General features: G+C 36.7%; 18 protein-coding genes. 10 read left to right on the forward strand and 8 right to left on the reverse strand.

Translation table 11 applies throughout. The annotated features are described in order from the left end of the window. Nucleotides 1-128 precede the first annotated feature (128 nt). Complete coding sequence (locus PMI_RS04845; RefSeq protein ID WP_004242548.1) at nt 129-512, forward strand: antiterminator Q family protein; 384 nt, start codon at nt 129-131, stop codon at nt 510-512. 142 nt (nt 513-654) lie between these two features. Further along, nucleotides 655-1,518 carry a lipase family alpha/beta hydrolase gene (locus tag PMI_RS04850; RefSeq protein ID WP_004247922.1) on the forward strand — a complete coding sequence of 288 codons (864 nt, stop codon included), beginning with the start codon at nt 655-657 and terminating at the stop codon, nt 1,516-1,518. A 114-nt stretch (nt 1,519-1,632) separates the two neighbouring features. On the opposite strand, the gene PMI_RS04855 is transcribed toward PMI_RS04850, so the two are convergent. Together PMI_RS04855 and tnpA are read right to left on the reverse strand one after the other, a co-directional pair. Next, nucleotides 1,633-2,064, reverse strand: coding sequence for a type II toxin-antitoxin system HicB family antitoxin (locus PMI_RS04855; RefSeq protein WP_004247923.1), 432 nt, complete (start codon nt 2,062-2,064; stop codon nt 1,633-1,635). 118 nt (nt 2,065-2,182) lie between these two features. Then, nucleotides 2,183-2,599 carry an IS200/IS605 family transposase gene (gene tnpA, locus PMI_RS04860; RefSeq protein ID WP_012367824.1) on the reverse strand — a complete coding sequence of 139 codons (417 nt, stop codon included), beginning with the start codon at nt 2,597-2,599 and terminating at the stop codon, nt 2,183-2,185. A 22-nt stretch (nt 2,600-2,621) separates the two neighbouring features. Here tnpA and PMI_RS04865 point away from each other — a divergent pair, with 22 nt between their 5' ends. Together PMI_RS04865 and PMI_RS04870 are read left to right on the forward strand one after the other, a co-directional pair. Then, complete coding sequence (locus tag PMI_RS04865) at nt 2,622-3,830, forward strand: RNA-guided endonuclease InsQ/TnpB family protein (RefSeq protein ID WP_012367825.1); 1,209 nt, start codon at nt 2,622-2,624, stop codon at nt 3,828-3,830. 103 nt (nt 3,831-3,933) lie between these two features. Further along, nucleotides 3,934-4,671, forward strand: coding sequence for a phosphatase (locus PMI_RS04870; protein WP_012367826.1), 738 nt, complete (start codon nt 3,934-3,936; stop codon nt 4,669-4,671). A gap of 86 nt (nt 4,672-4,757) precedes the next feature. Here PMI_RS04870 and cyaB read toward each other — a convergent pair whose 3' ends face one another. The 3 genes from cyaB to PMI_RS04885 form a co-directional block, all read right to left on the reverse strand. Beyond that, complete coding sequence (gene cyaB / locus PMI_RS04875; protein ID WP_012367827.1) at nt 4,758-5,306, reverse strand: class IV adenylate cyclase; 549 nt, start codon at nt 5,304-5,306, stop codon at nt 4,758-4,760. Nucleotides 5,307-5,757: 451 nt separating this feature from the next. Next, nucleotides 5,758-6,153 (reverse strand): DUF2628 domain-containing protein, encoded by a 396-nt coding sequence (locus tag PMI_RS04880; protein WP_004242555.1) that lies wholly within the window; start codon nt 6,151-6,153, stop codon nt 5,758-5,760. Between the two features lie 309 nt (nt 6,154-6,462). Beyond that, nucleotides 6,463-6,897 (reverse strand): universal stress protein, encoded by a 435-nt coding sequence (locus PMI_RS04885; protein ID WP_004251473.1) that lies wholly within the window; start codon nt 6,895-6,897, stop codon nt 6,463-6,465. Between the two features lie 640 nt (nt 6,898-7,537). Between PMI_RS04885 and ftnA the strand changes: the two genes are divergently transcribed. From ftnA to PMI_RS04905, 4 genes are all read left to right on the forward strand, one after another. Beyond that, nucleotides 7,538-8,041, forward strand: coding sequence for a non-heme ferritin (gene ftnA, locus PMI_RS04890; protein WP_004242561.1), 504 nt, complete (start codon nt 7,538-7,540; stop codon nt 8,039-8,041). A gap of 532 nt (nt 8,042-8,573) precedes the next feature. Next, entirely contained in the window at nt 8,574-8,966 is a 393-nt protein-coding gene (copC, locus tag PMI_RS04895) for a copper homeostasis periplasmic binding protein CopC (RefSeq protein WP_004242563.1), read from the forward strand. After that, the gene (copD, locus tag PMI_RS04900; protein WP_004242564.1) at nt 8,966-9,865 is read left to right on the forward strand and encodes a copper homeostasis membrane protein CopD; all 900 of its coding nucleotides are present in this window, start codon (nt 8,966-8,968) and stop codon (nt 9,863-9,865) included. The genes copC and copD overlap by 1 nt, the downstream gene beginning before the upstream one ends. Nucleotides 9,866-9,912: 47 nt before the next feature. Then, on the forward strand, nt 9,913-10,254 hold the full coding sequence (locus PMI_RS04905) for a YebY family protein (RefSeq protein WP_004242565.1): 342 nt from the start codon (nt 9,913-9,915) through the stop codon (nt 10,252-10,254). A gap of 300 nt (nt 10,255-10,554) precedes the next feature. Here PMI_RS04905 and PMI_RS04910 read toward each other — a convergent pair whose 3' ends face one another. From PMI_RS04910 to PMI_RS04920, 3 genes are all read right to left on the reverse strand, one after another. Further along, entirely contained in the window at nt 10,555-10,797 is a 243-nt protein-coding gene (locus tag PMI_RS04910; protein ID WP_004242567.1) for a DUF1480 family protein, read from the reverse strand. Nucleotides 10,798-11,009: 212 nt separating this feature from the next. Beyond that, nucleotides 11,010-13,328 carry a PqiB family protein gene (locus PMI_RS04915; RefSeq protein ID WP_004242568.1) on the reverse strand — a complete coding sequence of 773 codons (2,319 nt, stop codon included), beginning with the start codon at nt 13,326-13,328 and terminating at the stop codon, nt 11,010-11,012. Next, nucleotides 13,270-14,526 (reverse strand): membrane integrity lipid transport subunit YebS, encoded by a 1,257-nt coding sequence (locus PMI_RS04920; protein WP_012367828.1) that lies wholly within the window; start codon nt 14,524-14,526, stop codon nt 13,270-13,272. Before PMI_RS04920 ends, PMI_RS04915 begins: the two co-directional genes overlap by 59 nt. Before the next feature lie 277 nt (nt 14,527-14,803). On the opposite strand from PMI_RS04920, the gene PMI_RS04925 reads away from it, so the two are divergent. Then, nucleotides 14,804-15,301: a GAF domain-containing protein gene (locus PMI_RS04925; protein WP_004242571.1), complete on the forward strand. Its 498-nt coding sequence runs from the start codon at nt 14,804-14,806 to the stop codon at nt 15,299-15,301. Nucleotides 15,302-15,396: 95 nt separating this feature from the next. Then, a complete protein-coding gene (gene proQ / locus PMI_RS04930; protein ID WP_004242572.1) occupies nt 15,397-16,089 on the forward strand; it encodes an RNA chaperone ProQ in 693 nt (230 codons plus the stop codon). Nucleotides 16,090-16,098: the final 9 nt, after the last annotated feature.

Genomic DNA, 16,098 nt, shown 5'->3' on the forward strand with positions numbered 1-16,098 from the left:
TTGATATTTAATTTTATTATTTCTATTGTATTTTTTAGATAAATAACTATATTTATATACTACAAGGACTGTATAAAAAAACAGTGTGATCATATAGTGTATTTTAGAAAGATAAACAGGATGTTTATATGCAAAAAATATCAAAACTGATGGAAGCCTGGGGCTCATGGGTTGTAAATAATAATTTATATATCAATACATTAACAATAAATAAACGTGAAAATGTGCCAATACGTGTTAAATTAAGAAAAGCCTGTACTGATCGCCAAGGCATCATAGTCTCGGTATGTATGAGTAAACTACTAAAAAATCATAAAAAAGATTATGAATTACTAGTCGATTACTATGTATTTGGACAAACATTTATTCAATTAGCACAAGCGCATCGATGCTCTGATACTTATATCGGAAAAAAACTCAAAAAAGCAGAAGGCATTGTGGAAGGGATGTTAATTATGGCCGAATTAATATTTATTATTGAGAAAAATGAAAATAGTACTTTACGATCGTAATTTAAGGCTTATTCTAAACAAACTGATAGCAAATAAAGAATTGCAATAATATTGTTTATTGCAATTTATCTAATGAGTTCAACATTTGCTAATAGGATGTTAGCAATTTAATTAAGTGTTTTTAACCCCAAGGAGTGGATGTATGTCAACGAAATATCCTATCGTTTTAGTTCATGGTTTAGCTGGTTTTAATGAAATTGTTGGTTTTCCCTACTTTTATGGTATTGCAGATGCCTTAAGGCAAGATGGGCATCAAGTTTTTACCGCTTCTCTTTCTGCCTTTAATTCAAATGAAGTGCGTGGCAAGCAGTTGTGGCAATTTGTCCAGACTCTCTTACAAGAGACACAAGCGAAAAAAGTGAATTTTATAGGTCATAGCCAAGGGCCATTAGCTTGTCGTTACGTTGCGGCTAATTATCCTGATAGTGTTGCTTCGGTAACTTCAATTAATGGTGTAAATCATGGTTCAGAAATAGCCGACTTATATCGACGCATTATGCGTAAAGACAGTATCCCAGAATATATTGTCGAAAAAGTATTAAATGCATTTGGTACTATTATCTCAACATTTTCTGGTCATAGAGGCGATCCTCAAGATGCTATTGCCGCATTAGAGTCTTTAACAACAGAGCAAGTCACAGAATTTAATAACAAATACCCACAGGCATTACCTAAAACCCCTGGTGGTGAAGGTGATGAAATCGTCAATGGGGTTCATTACTACTGTTTTGGTAGCTATATTCAGGGATTAATTGCTGGGGAAAAGGGGAATCTACTGGATCCTACTCATGCGGCAATGCGTGTGTTAAATACATTCTTTACTGAAAAACAAAATGACGGCTTAGTTGGTCGCTCGAGTATGCGATTAGGCAAATTGATAAAAGATGATTATGCGCAAGATCATATTGATATGGTTAACCAAGTTGCAGGGTTAGTGGGTTATAATGAAGATATCGTTGCTATTTATACTCAGCACGCTAAATACTTAGCGAGTAAGCAACTTTAATCATGATAAGTAGTCATACTTTGTATACTCTATAGTTATATGATAGATAGTTATATGATAGCAAGGTGGCGTAAATTATTATGGCCACCTTTTTTATTAGATGAAAATATCGAACTAGCGCTGTTTATGCACAGATATAGCAATGTGGTAACCCAATAGGTAAAGCGCTTGCTCTAGGCTATCGATTTTTGAAGTTTGATTGATATCGAGTAAACGCTCAATTTGGGCGCTATTTAGATTCATTTTTCTTGCCAGATCTGCCTTTTTAGTTTTTGTTGTTAACATGGCATTATGTAATGCGATTTTTAAGCAACTAATAGGGGGAAGATAAACAATAAAATCCCCTGATTGAGGCTCAGAAGGCATAGGGATCGGCATTTTACTCGAAATAAACTCTTCAAGTCCTACATGTAAAATATCTGAGGCTTCTAGTTCAATATCATCTTCTGTATATGCCACTGCATGTATATTGTCAAAATCACGATAAGTAATCTCGTAAGTTTCACTTTCTTCGTCAAAATGGGATGTTGCTGGATAATTGAACATAAATTGCCTAATTAATTTTAAGATTTATGCTCATGATTAAAGCATATTTAGCAGTTTTTATCCAAAGCACCGTAAAATCCCGTCCTTCAGGTCGAGGATATAAGGCGCGGTTTTTTAACTAACTAGGTGTTTCCTGTTGCTCAATGTACTGGCGGATAATGGATATTGGTGCGCCACCACAACTCCCCGCGAAATAACTCGGCGACCAAAGAACCCCCTTGTAGTAATAATGTTGGGCAATATCAGGACGATCACGTCGAAGTAATCGACTCGATACCCCTTTAAGGCTGTTAACCAGATTAGATATCGCCAGTTTTGGCGGGTAATTAATCAGTAAATGAACGTGATCCCGTTCCCCATCCATTTCAACCAGTTCAACATCAAAATCAGCACAAACACTGGCAAAGTAGCCTCGCAATTTTTCAATTGCATCCTGATCAAATATTTTTCGCCGATATTTTGTGACAAAGACCAAATGGACGTGCATCAGGAATACACAATGTCTGCCACGGCGAATATTAGTTTCATTTTTCATACACCAAAGTATAATAGGCAATATGAAACGTCTACAAGCCTTTAAATTCCAGTTAAGACCCAATGGTCAGCAAGAGCGTGAGATGAGACGCTTTGCAGGGGCTTGTCGTTTTGTTTTCAATCGGGCATTAGCACGTCAGAATGAGAATTACGAAGCAGGGAATAAATACATTCCCTATACAAAAATGGCTTCATGGCTCATTGAGTGGAAATCTGACACAGAGACACAATGGTTGAAGGAAGCCCCATCACAACCGTTACAACAGTCACTTAAAGATTTGGAACGGGCTTACAAGAATTTTTTCCAGAAGCGTACCGCGTTTCCTCGATTCAAGAAACGCGGTAAAAATGAGGCTTTTCGCTACCCGCAGGGCGTGAAGCTCGATCAATCCAATAGTCGTATATCATTGCCAAAGTTGGGATGGATGCGCTACCGCAACAGTCGTGAAGTCGTCGGAGAAGTAAGAAACGTCACGGTCAGTCAGTCATGCGGTAAATGGTACGTCAGCATTCAGACTGAGTATGAAGCGACAGAACCACAACATGAATCAACCTCAATAGTCGGGCTTGATGCAGGCGTTACAAAACTGGCCACGCTTTCAGACGGTACGGTATACCCGCCCGTCAGCAGTTTTAAAGTAAACCAGCGAAAGCTGGCAAGGCTTCAACGGAAATTAAGCCGTAAAATCCAATTCAGTGCCAACTGGCAAAAACAAAAGCGCAAAATTCAACGTCTGCATTCTCATATTGCCAATATCAGGAAAGACTACCTTCACAAAGTCACCAACGAAATCAGCAAAAACCACGCAATGATTGTCATTGAGGACTTAAAGGTCAGTAACATGTCTAAATCGGCAAAAGGTACGACAGAACGGCATGGACGGAACGTAAAAGCTAAATCTGGTTTAAACCGCTCAATACTGGAGCAGGGCTGGTATGAAATGCGCCGTCAGCTTGAGTACAAGCAGCTCTGGCGAGGAGGTCAGGTAGTGGCAATACCACCCGCCTACACCAGTCAGAAGTGCGCTTGCTGTGGTCATACAGCAAAGGAAAACCGGCAGTCACAAAGTCAATTCGAGTGCCTTGAATGTGGATATACAGCGAATGCTGATATCAACGGGGCACGTAACATTTTAGCGGCAGGACATGCCGTGCTTGCCTGTGGAGGGAGGGTGCAGTCAGACCGCCCGTCGAAGCAGGAACTCGCCGAGGTGATTCAGACATCAGTCTGAACGCAGTAGGGATCCACGTCCTTTAGGGCGTGGAGGATGTCAACTTTAGAAAAAAAAGGCTATTGTGTCAGTTGTTATAGTATGCCAGAAAAAGGGGAGCTTTATGTATCCAGTTGATTTACATGCACATACCATTGCGAGTACACATGCTTATAGTACGGTTAGCGAATATTTTCAACAAGCTAAAAAGAAAGGGATTAAGCTATTTGCGATTACAGATCATGGTCCCGATATGGATGACGCTCCTCATGAATGGCATTTTTCAAATTTGCCGGTGATCCCCAGAATGGTCGATGGTGTTGGTATTCTTTATGGCATCGAAGCAAATATCAAAAATATAAAAGGTGAAATCGACTGTACTGAGAAGATGAGTAAAAAATTAGATATTGTACTCGCTGGTTTTCATGATCCTGTTATGGGATCACTAGGTATGGTTGATAATACTAAAGCGCTTATTGCAACAATAAGTAGTGGTTTAGTACAGGTGATCACCCATCCGGGAAACCCTAAATATCCTATAGATATTAAGGAAGTCGCAAAGGTTGCTGCTGAGTTCAATGTTGCATTAGAAATGAATAATTCTTCTTTTATACATTCTCGAGTAGGAAGTGAGAAAAACTGCATTGAAATAGCGAAAGCGGTGCTTGATGCCGGAGGTTTAATTGCGCTAGGCTCCGATTCACATATTGCATCATCTTTGGGGAATTTTGAGCGAGTATTAGAAGTATTGGCGGAGATCCAATTTCCACAACAGAAGATATTGAATACATCACCAAGAAAGGTGCTTGATTTTTTACAAGCTCATGGCAAAAAAGAGATCACAGCGTTTCAACATCTTTGAGATAGTGAAAAAGCTTAAAAGCTAGCATTATTAAATGTTAGCTTTTTTCAAGTATCTTATTTGCTCGAGATTGTGCATCGTGTTAGTTAAGCTAACTTGCTTAAAAGCATTGTTTTATAGTTATGATGCTCTTGCTCACTATCATTAAAGCCAAATTGATATGCTAAGTTATGTAACTGTAATTTATAGTCAGCAAGTTTACTCTCATCATCAGTCATAATAGCAAATTCAGCAAAGTAACCAAGATTGTCTAATTTATCGATAGTGATATGAAATTGCTCTAGAAAGTAGATTTGACGGGATTTTGTATAGTTTAAAATACAGTGATAACCTAATGTTTTAAACATCGAAACCGTTTTTTCTGCATCTTCTATTTTTACTGCTTCACATTGGGCTTGTTCTGGGCCTTTTACAATTAATAAATTGATACCAGAGGGGATCATTTTTCTTACGCATAAACTTATAGAGGGAGCAGGGAAAGGCGTATTGGGATGTTCTAAATACCAATCTGTTTCATCATTTTTCGATATAAATAAAGTTGCTCCAGCGAGTTGTAATGCATCAATAAAATCTTGAGGTCGTTTTAAGTGGTATTTCAATTCTGCTTCAAATTTACCTTGAAAGTGTTCAGACATCTCTTTTCCTTATCAATTGATTATTCAATATAGCATTATTTATTGTTTGTTGTTCATATTAAAGAATAACCCTAAGATTTAACTGGGTTATAAATATTGTTATTAAATTTAAAATATAGCAAATGATAAATTGAATATTGTATAAATAGTGATAAGTGTTTTTTATGTGTTATTTTTTAGTGAAATTATTTATTTTATAAAAATAATTTATGTTTTTGATTTAGGGCCAAATCTTGTATTTTATTTAATATTAAAGTGAAATTCTTAACTAATTAAATGATCACAAATCGCTGGGTAAATTTTTCATATGTGAGAAGGGCGAGGGAAAAGGTGAAAAATGAGGATTAAGCCATAAAAAAAGGGCTACTGATGAGCCCTTTTAGGTAGCAAAAAACACTGATTTTCTGCTAATTTGATTAATGTTAATTTAACTTAACTTATTGATCTATTTTCAGAATACACCGGTGAACGGGTTCCAACCTTGATCATTTTTCTTTTCTTTTAAGTAGTAAGCATAATTAGCTGTCGCCGCCCATAAGAAGTTGAGCACAATACTGACTACATTGAGAATTGAAGGGCTTAGGGAAAGTCCTTCCACGATAAAACTTACCACAATGATAATAGCAACATTAATCCCGAATAAAGTTAATGCTTTACGCCATAAACCAAGGATAAGAAAATAAATAAAGCCAAAGAAGAAAGCCCAGATATTCATCCCAATTAGAATACGCTTACCGAAAGTCAGTGCTTTATATGCAGCCTTGTATTCTGGAGATTTAGGAGAACCATATTTTTCGAAGAAATCAAAACGCTCTTCCCATTTGGCAGAATATTCTTTATTCATCATAATTCCTGTTAGAGGGTCATTTAATTGTAGTCATAAAAAAACGCATTTTTACATAAAGTAACTTTGCAAACAATATAAATTTATTAACATTTTATTAATATATTGTTTTGTATAATAAATATTATCTTACACGCGATATTAGTTTATTTTCATAAAATTCTTATTGTTAAAATGTTTATTTCTTTTTTATAGGAAGAATAAGATTTTGAGACAATAAAATTTTATTCTAAAGCGATTATTTAGATAAAAAATAAGAAATCAGGTTATTGGCGTAACCTGACTTCTGATAGGAAAAATCTTGGCGTTGAGTTATCGAACAACTAAAACAGAAGATTCTGCATAGCTAACAACAGAAGAAGCTGTCGAGCCTAGTAAGTAGGTTTTCATTCCAGGGTTGCGTGAGCCTATCACAATCAGATCAGCTTGGATTTTTTTTGCGGTCTCTAAAATACGGTCGCGTGGGTTACCTACGGAAATATAAGATTGGGATGTGCTATTGGGAATTTCAATATGAGATAAACTATCATTTAACGTAGATAATGCAATTTCAATACGTTGCTTATCATTGGCAAGACGGTCTTGGCTGCCAAAAGCAAATCCGACAAAGGACTCATAGCTAGGAATAACAGATAAAAAGTGGATATTTAGTTTATCGGCCATCGCTAATGCTTTGAGATGAGTGACAACTTTATCCAATAAACCAAGCTCAGTAAAATCGATGGGAACTAATACAGTTTTTGTCATAGTGGCTCCTCATTAACCTTTTATATGTTGGGGGCTTTAGTGGGTTGTTATTATATACACCAAAAATCAGTCACCTCTTAATATTATCAGTGCAAATAAAAAACGGTATAAAAAAATAGAAATATTTTCATTTTTTGAGATATTCATATTTATTTTATGTAAAAAGGTTGATCTATCATAAGATTGCTATTGATAGTAGAAAACGTAATAAAAAAGATAATAAATAAAGGAAAATATCTTGATGTTTTTAGTAAATATCGATATTCCATATGATAAATTATATTTAATATGAATTAGAGTGTGCAGTTTTAGAGCGTTACTAAATTTAATAGAAGATTATAAAAAATGAATTTATTTAGTTTTAATAAAATTTATTTTTGAAGAAATGAGTATAACTGAAAATATCCTTTATATACAACATGTTGTGTGTAATTAATATTTATTTTGGCCATAATGGTTAATGATAATCAATTCCATTAATTATTATTTGTTTTTAAGTCACCATAAATGAGATTGGTTTTTATTTTTATTCTCTCTAAAAGTATAAAATATATAAAAAGTATATTTAAATTTACTATATTTTTATTTTTAGCTGTGCATAATATCCATAATGTTAATTTTCATGGTTAGGAAGTAAAATATGTTACATCAAGATATGATCAATAAACTCAATGAACAGCTGAATCTTGAGTTTTATTCAGCTAACCTTTACCTGCAGATGAGCGCTTGGTGCGATGATAAAGGATTTGATGGCGCTGCCAAATTTTTAAAAGCACATTCCCGTGAAGAAATGGAGCATATGCAACGCTTATTTGATTATTTAAGTGATACAGGTGCTATGCCTTTGTTAGGGACTATTGAAGCACCACCTGCTGAATTTTTATCTTTATCTGATTTATTTACTAAAACTTATGAGCACGAGAAGTTTATTACAGCTGAAATTAATAAACTAGCTCACTTAGCAATGACAACACAAGATTACTCAACATTTAACTTCTTACAATGGTATGTTGCTGAACAACATGAAGAAGAGAAGTTATTTAAATCTATTCTGGATAAACTTGCTATGGTCGGTGATGGTGGTAAGGCATTGTTCTTGTTAGATAAAGACTTAAGTGCTCTTTCTACATCCGCGCATATTTAAATAATAAGAATAACTATACTGCTGTTTTAACCTGGTTGGCTAAGTGCATATAAGCATTGCTCAGATTAACATAATAAGCTCTACTGTAATCGCACAGTAGAGCTTTTTTTATCGACCCAGTTAGTGCAATATTGCATATCCATATAACTATTTTATATAGACGTAATCGATTTTTTATTTTTCTACTCCTTTAATTTAATCATTTCTTAAGCTTTGCTGATTATTATTTTGTCTATTTTCTGTTCTTTCTATTCTCTAGTTTGAGTCGTCGATTTATAGCCTATTTTAGTTTGGCTTTTAGATTATTTGGTTATGTATTGAACTGTGTAGTGTGTCAATTAAAGTATTATATTTTTGTTAAGTGTAAAAAGGGTGATATTTGAAACAAAAATGGCGCTAAATAAGTTATATTTTGAGTGCTAGTTCACAACCTTTTATTTCAACGATAAAGAAGCGCAGATATTAAAGTCAATTTGCTATAAAATCTTCTTTATCATAAATAGAAAAATCACCTGTAATTTAAGAGGTTATTATGTCATTAAACACACTTAAGACATCATGGGGCAAATTATCCGCCATCGCTGTTTTATTTTTAGGCATGTCATGCCAACAAGCCTTAGCACACGCACATCTAAAATCACAATTACCTGCAGAGGGTGCGGCTATTGAACAAGCGCAAGCACCAAAAGTGATTACACTCGATTTCTCTGAAGGGATTGAGTTGGCCTTTAGTAAAGTAAAAGTCACTGATAAAGAGGGTAAAGAAATTACTGTCGGTAAATTAAGTCTTGATCCCGTTAACAATACAAAATTGTTATTGCCATTAGAAGGTGAATTAGCAGAAGGGAACTACTCTGTAGATTGGAGTGTTGTTTCTGTCGATGGGCACAAAACAAAAGGTTCTTATCAATTTAGTGTAAAATAATGACTCCTGAAGACGTTTATATTTTATGCCGAATTTTTCATTTTGTGGCAGTCATGTTCATGTTCGGACTGAGCTGTTCGGCTGCCATTCTCGCTAAAGAAAAGTTTGTTCCTCTTATTCAAGTACGCTTACGCCCAGCATTGGCGATTAGCACTATCACTGTATTTGTTTCCACTTATTTATGGATGATAGTGCAATCAGGCATTATGGGAGATGGCTGGCAAGATGCTTGGTCGCTAACGATATGGCAAGCTGTATTGGGAACCTCTTTTGGCCAAATTTGGCAATGGCAATTAGTTTTATCCTCTCTCGCATTAATCGCTCTCTTTATTCATCAACGTAGCATTAGAAATATTAGTCTGTTACTTATCTCAACATTGATGCTTGTGCTGCATGCTTTTATTGGCCATAGTGCCATGTTTACAGGTAGTGAAGCCGTAATTTATAAACTAAATCAGAGTATCCATCTTATTAGTGGAGCGTATTGGTTTGGTGGTTTATGGCCTTTTGTTGTGTGCTTACAGTTTTTGCGTAATAAAGATGAATTAGCTGATGGCATGATCAAGCCTATTATTGCCACCATGAAACGCTTTTCATTATTCGGTCACTTCGCTGTTTTATTGGTTATAGCTAGTGGGATTGTGAGTGCCATTATGTTACTCCCCGGTTGGCCTGCAACGACACAACTTTCCTCAGAGTACCAAAGTATGTTATGGCTAAAAATAGCCTTTGTTGCCTTGATGTTAGGATTGGCATTAGTGAATAGGTATGTATTAGTGCCTCATATCCGTAAGAAGAATAACTTTCAATGGTTGCTTATTAATAGTTGGTTTGAGTTATTACTTGGTACTATGGTTATTTTGACAGTGGCCATTTTTGCGATTAACTCACCTGTATAGATTGATATATACTTGTATTAATCTATTTTTTTAAGTGGAAGATAACCATGAAACGTTTTTTATTTGCGGGCATATTGATGCTTTTTTCTTTTCAAACTTTCAGTGCACCAATATCAACAGTCAGTAAGCTTCAGTTTGGTGATGCTTGGCCATTCACCCGTGAAGAAGTCATGCTAAATTGTCGTGCTGATGGTGCTTGGTTTGTGATTAATCCCGCAACTTTAGCTCAATATCCACTTAATAATATTGCCATGGAACAAATGAAAAGTGGCAAAGTTAATGCTCAACTGATTGATAGTATTCTACTTCCTGATCCCAATACACCTGATAAGAAAAAATCACTGGAAGCTATAGAAAGTGCATTTTTGTCTCTTTGTGAAAAAAACTAATCATTTGATTGAGTTGCAATAAAAAAAACACATTTGTTATTTGTTTGATTTAAAAGATAAAAAATGAGTTATTTGATTTTTTATAAAGAATATGAAGTGTGGTAGGGGTGTTTACTGGATCTTTACATATTGTTAGCTATTATTTAACAATAAGGTTGTGAAATAGATGTGGCATAAGCAGTTTTTTACACGCTATTTTCTCATTCAGTATCACTTTTTAGCGCACGGCTCGCAATGAGCCTTTTCCCTAAGCCAGGTAAATGATTTACCTGGCTTTTTTTATGATGCTTTAACATGCGATTAGGCTACTTTTAAAATCCAATGGTGGTTTTCTTTGTCATAGGCATGACGGTAAAGCAGAATATTTTTATCTTTCAGTTGCGCAGGAATGCTGGTGTTTTCATCCCATCCATCTAATTGCATACAAAACTCTTTATCATAATCACATGGAATATGAACATAAGTGAGTTGGTTATCGGAAGAGTGTTTCAAAGTAACATCTTCAATTTCATAACAAGCAATTTTTAAGGTTGTTTTATTCATGTTATAGCTCCAAGGTTATGCGATGTTGTGTTGTGCTTTCATAGTTTAAGCTTAAAAGTGAACAGCATGGTGAGCACTTTTTAATCGGATAGTTTTAAGCATAGTATAAATGGAAGTCATTTCCAAAGTATTTTTTAGCAATAAAAAAAACGGATCAAATTTTGTGATCCGTTTTAAATAAATGTGTTAAATAAAGTTGATGATATTACCGTTTATGGCTTAGGTATTGCAGTACCCCATTCATTCCACTCTTTTGGCTCTTTAGCATTGAGAATGAAATTCTGCTCTTGTTTTGCTTTAGCCTGGAGTGGGGTTGATGGCGGTGTAGCAAATGTAATGCCACCACGTATAAACTGCTTAAATGTACCGCTGCGGAATACTCCACCAGTTAAACCAAATGAGAAGTTATAACCTGATGAAAGCCAAAACTCTGTGTTATTACGTACCAGATATTGATATTTCTGACTAATTCTAATGTGGATCAATACTCTGTCAGACATATTACCTAATTCTAGTCCGGTTACCGCACCTACTTCTAAACCACGATAATAGATAGGTGTGCCAATTTGTACAGATCCTGCTTCAGTCGCATTTAATACAAGGTTAAGGCCGTCTAGATACCGAGAGTCGGTAATATTTGCCGTTTGTAATTCAAATATGCGGTATACGCCACCATTGCCTGGCTCTGCCTTGATATAAGGCTGAATAAGAGAATCTAAATTATCGAGGCCTGAAGCGGTTAACTCAGGGGTGACTACCGCAAATCGGCTTCCTGAACGTGCAAAAGTTTTCACATATTCAGGGTAGAGTACCGCTGATACACTCACCGCTTTTTTATCCGCAGAAAGGGTTAGCGTTTCCACCTGACCGATATCAATACCTAGATAACGAATAGGCATTCCTTCAGAAAGTTTACTGGCATCGTAGGTTTTTAAAGTAATTTGAGCACCAATGGCTCTAGCACTCGTTTCGCTAGGATAAAGTTTATATCTTGAAACATTGTTATTAATATTTTCAAAGTTATCAAAGCTTATCGCGCCTTTTAAGGCACGGTTTAGCGGCGTTGCTTCTACCGTTAATCCCGCACCATTTAATGAAACCTTCGCAGCACCTTCAGTCCAGAACACACTCTTTTCAGTAAGCAGGTGACGATATTGTTTAGAAATATGGACATCAATATCAAATTCATCCATTAAAGGCCGTACATCGACGATTTCTCCAACTTGGAATTGGTGGTAAAGTACCACGGAACCTTTTTGAATACCCGGTAGACTAGCTGCTTTAAGTGTCAAAGTGACAGGTAACTCATTGCCCTCAATACTTGCTTTAGCATAAAAATCATTGCGATAAAGGCGATATTGTTCTTTAGGGGCGCCTTGGCTACCCGGAATAAGGTGGATACCGCCTTCAAGCCACTCTTGAGGTGTGGCTCCTTGGATCTCAATACCATTTAAGCCCATATTGACGTTAATTCGGCTATTAGCGACAAATTTGCTGTTTTCGTAAATATAGTGTTTATATTCAGGTGCAATGATGGCATCGAAAATAACCCCATCATCACTGATGTTGCGCTGAATAATTTGTCCTATCGTAATGCCTCTAAATAGAATAGGTTGCCCGGCATCTACACCCCAGCTCTCTTCACTGGTTAATGAGATAATTAATCCATCTTCACCATATAAGGCTTTGCCTGCATCCACGGAAGTGGCAGACTGTAGCACAAATTGTTGATTTTCTTGGGCTGGGGGACTATTTTCCGGAGAATCAAAGGCAATAGCACCATTAATTAAAGCAGAAACACTTTCCATTTTAATAGAAGCACCACTCTTTAGATTAAAGTTGCCCTGAAAGCCGGATACATTCCAAAAATGACTATCTTGACGGATCAGATGAGCATATTGTTTATCAATACTCAGCTCGATAAAAATACCTTGATTATCTGGACGTATGGCATAGCTGTAAACTTTACCGACCGGAACTTTGCGATAATAAACTTGAGAGTCGACATTAAGAGAGCCTAAATTATCCGCCGTTAAGGTGATAATTTGTTGGTTTTTATCAATGTTGGCTTTAGGACGAACCTCTTGAGCAACAAATTGAAACTGCTTTTCCCCATCTCCAGGAAGCATACTGATATAGTTGCCTCCCACTAAGGCATCTAATCCCGAAACACCAGAAAGACTGGCTTTTGGGGTAACAAGCCAAAATTGCGTATTTTTACGTAATGCATTAGCAAGGTTTTTTCGAATATCAGCGGTAACAATGACTCGGCGTAAATCATTACTGAGCGTCACGTCCTGTACAATACCTACATCAACACCTTGGTAACGGATAGGTGTTCTCCCTGAAACAATACCAGAGGCTGATTGAAAATCGATGGTGATTTGTACGCCTTTTTCTTGCCAGTGTTGGAAAAGCAACCAACTCGCAATAAAAATAGCGATAACAGGGAGTAACCAAAAAGTCGAAATTTTACGTTTGCGACGTATTTCGGCTTGGGTTGCCTGTGTGTTGTTTTCTTCTTGTTGCATAAGTATCCCATAATAAACGACTATCAAACCATTCAACGGCAAGGATAGTGAGAATGACAGCTGTACCAAAATAAAAAGCTGCAGGTCCCATAGTGAATGTCATTAATTGATCTCGATTAATTAATGACATCATCAGCGCAATCACAAACAGGTCGAGCATTGACCATCGGCCGATCCAAGAGACAAATCGATAAAGTTTCATGCGCAATAGAGGGTGAATACGTGAGTTAAAATGAATGCTCAATAGTAACCCCAGCATAATGATTATCTTAAAGAAAGGCACAAAGATACTGGCAATAAACACAATAATTGCAATAGGTGTATTACCTGAATTAATTAAAGAGAGAACGCCAGAAAAAATAGTGTCTTCATTACGCTGGCCATTTAAATAAAAGATTGAGATAGGTAATAAATTTGCCGGTAATAGCAAGAGCATCGCTGTGATGAGTGCTGCCCAAGTTTTTTGCAAACTCATTGGTTGACGAGCACTATAGCAAGATTTACATCTTGGGCAATGGCTCGAAGGTGGCTTTTTAAAATGGTAATGACATGCATGACAGGTTGCTGGACTCGTTTTTATCTCTTTTTGTGGATAAAACTGTTGCCATAGTTGATCCATATTAATGTTAATAAGCATTAATAGACTTAAAACCATTAAAGCTGAAAAAGCAACTAAGCCATGACCAATATAGATTGTGGCATAATCGCCTAGTTTTATGGTGGCAACACCAAGGCCAATTAAATAAACATCCAGCATTACCCATTCTTTTAGCTTACCTAACATTAATAGCACGGGACGTAAATTTAGATGTAAACGAGCCCCTAAATGGAGATATAAAATGGCAATGGGTAGACTAAGAGGAGCGGCAACGGCACAAAAGGCAACCATTGTTGCCGTTAATGGAGAGCCTTGTTGTGACATTAAGCGAATACCGTCAAGAACATTGGCTGATATCATGGTCCCTAATAAATGGATCTTGATAAGAGGTTGAGTAAAAGCGATAGACGCGAATATCAGCATGGTGATAGAAAGAATTAATAGCCGAGTTAATGACCAATCACGATAGGTCGCTAACTTGGCTTGACATTGTGGGCAATAGGCGTCTTCGCCGCGCTTGAGGTCTATAGGAAGTGATACGAGGTGGTCACACTCCTGACAATGTATTGATTTGCTTTCTTTGGTGACTAAATCGCTCATTTATCCGCCTATTTGGTCTTTCTTCTCGCTTATCCTAGCTTAAGCCCAAAAAAAACCTCTATACTCAGTGGGTCACAAATTACCATTTTTATTATATTTACGCTTTTCATTTTACAATAATAAGTATCTGATTTTTTTTGTGCGCTTTTAGTGTGTATTATCGTTTTTTTGTAGACTTATTGAAAAGTCTGTATTCAACCTCAAGATAAAATAAGCTAAATTACAAGATATGTTATCTATTTTAGTTATGCTTTCGTTATGCAAATAGGATCTTCTGATGCCACAATTAAATTTTTATCAGGAACTCACTGATAATTTGTCAGCCTTGTTGTCTGGTGAAAATGACTTTATCGCATCACTTGCTAATACCAGTGCATTGATTTACGAGAAGTTAGACAAGATAAATTGGGTCGGGTTTTATCTTAATGATGGTAACTCATTAGTTCTTGGTCCTTTCCAAGGTAAAGTGGCTTGTGTCAGGATTGGTTTTGGAAAAGGAGTCTGCGGAACGGCATTCTCAGAAAACAAAATTCTAAGAGTTAATGATGTGCACCAATTTAGTGGACACATTGCATGTGATAGTGCAAGTCAGTCTGAAATTGTTCTACCTTTAGAGGTAAATGGACAAATTATCGGCGTTCTCGATATCGATAGCCCTATTTTTGGTCGTTTTGATAAAAAAGATGAAAATGGGCTTAAAGCGTTGTGTGACGTGCTCTGCGAGCATTTAAAAACGTGTCATACCGCAAAATATTGTGAATTTTGTGTAAGATAACAGGCGTTTGCCGTAGAAATTGTTGGCAACACTATTATAATGTCGCTTGTTCATGCCTGCGCTGGTTGGCAAAACCGTTGTAATCAGGAAATTTCATGGAAAATCAACCTAAGTTGAACAGTAGTAAAGAAATCATCGCTTTTTTAGCGGAACGTTTCCCTAAGTGTTTTATCGCTGAGGGTGAAGCACGCCCTTTGAAAGTCGGTATTTTTCAAGATCTCGTTGAGCATCTAAAAGATGAAACTCAGCTGAGTAAGACACAGTTACGTTCTGCCTTACGCTTGTATACCTCAAGTTGGCGCTACCTTTATGGTGTAAAAGAAGGGGCTAAACGTGTCGACTTGAATGGTAACGACTGCGGAGAGCTGGAAGCAGAGCATATTGCACATGCTCGTACACAATTAGCCGAAGCGAAAGCGCGCGTTCAAGCTCAACGAGCTGAGCAACGTGCTAAAAAGCGCGAAGCTGAAGGTGATAAGGAGACCAGTAAACGTCCGGCAGCGAAAAAGCCAAATCCTCGTCGTCAAGCACCTAAAGACGGTGAAAAACGACAGCCTCGCCCTCAAAAGCAAGCTAATCAAGCGCCTCGCAAAGCGCCACGCCAAAATACTGAAAAGTTAACCCCAGTCAAAGACATCTCAGTGCTTACTGTAGGTCAATCGCTGAAAGTTAACGTTGGAAGTAGCGTGATGGATGCGACAGTGCTAGAAATAGCGAAAGAGGGTGTACGTGTACAATTGCCTAACGGTTTGGCAATGAATGTACGCACGGAACATTTAAAGTTCTGATACGGAGGC

This window comes from Proteus mirabilis HI4320, from assembly GCF_000069965.1.
GTDB lineage: Bacteria > Pseudomonadota > Gammaproteobacteria > Enterobacterales > Enterobacteriaceae > Proteus > Proteus mirabilis.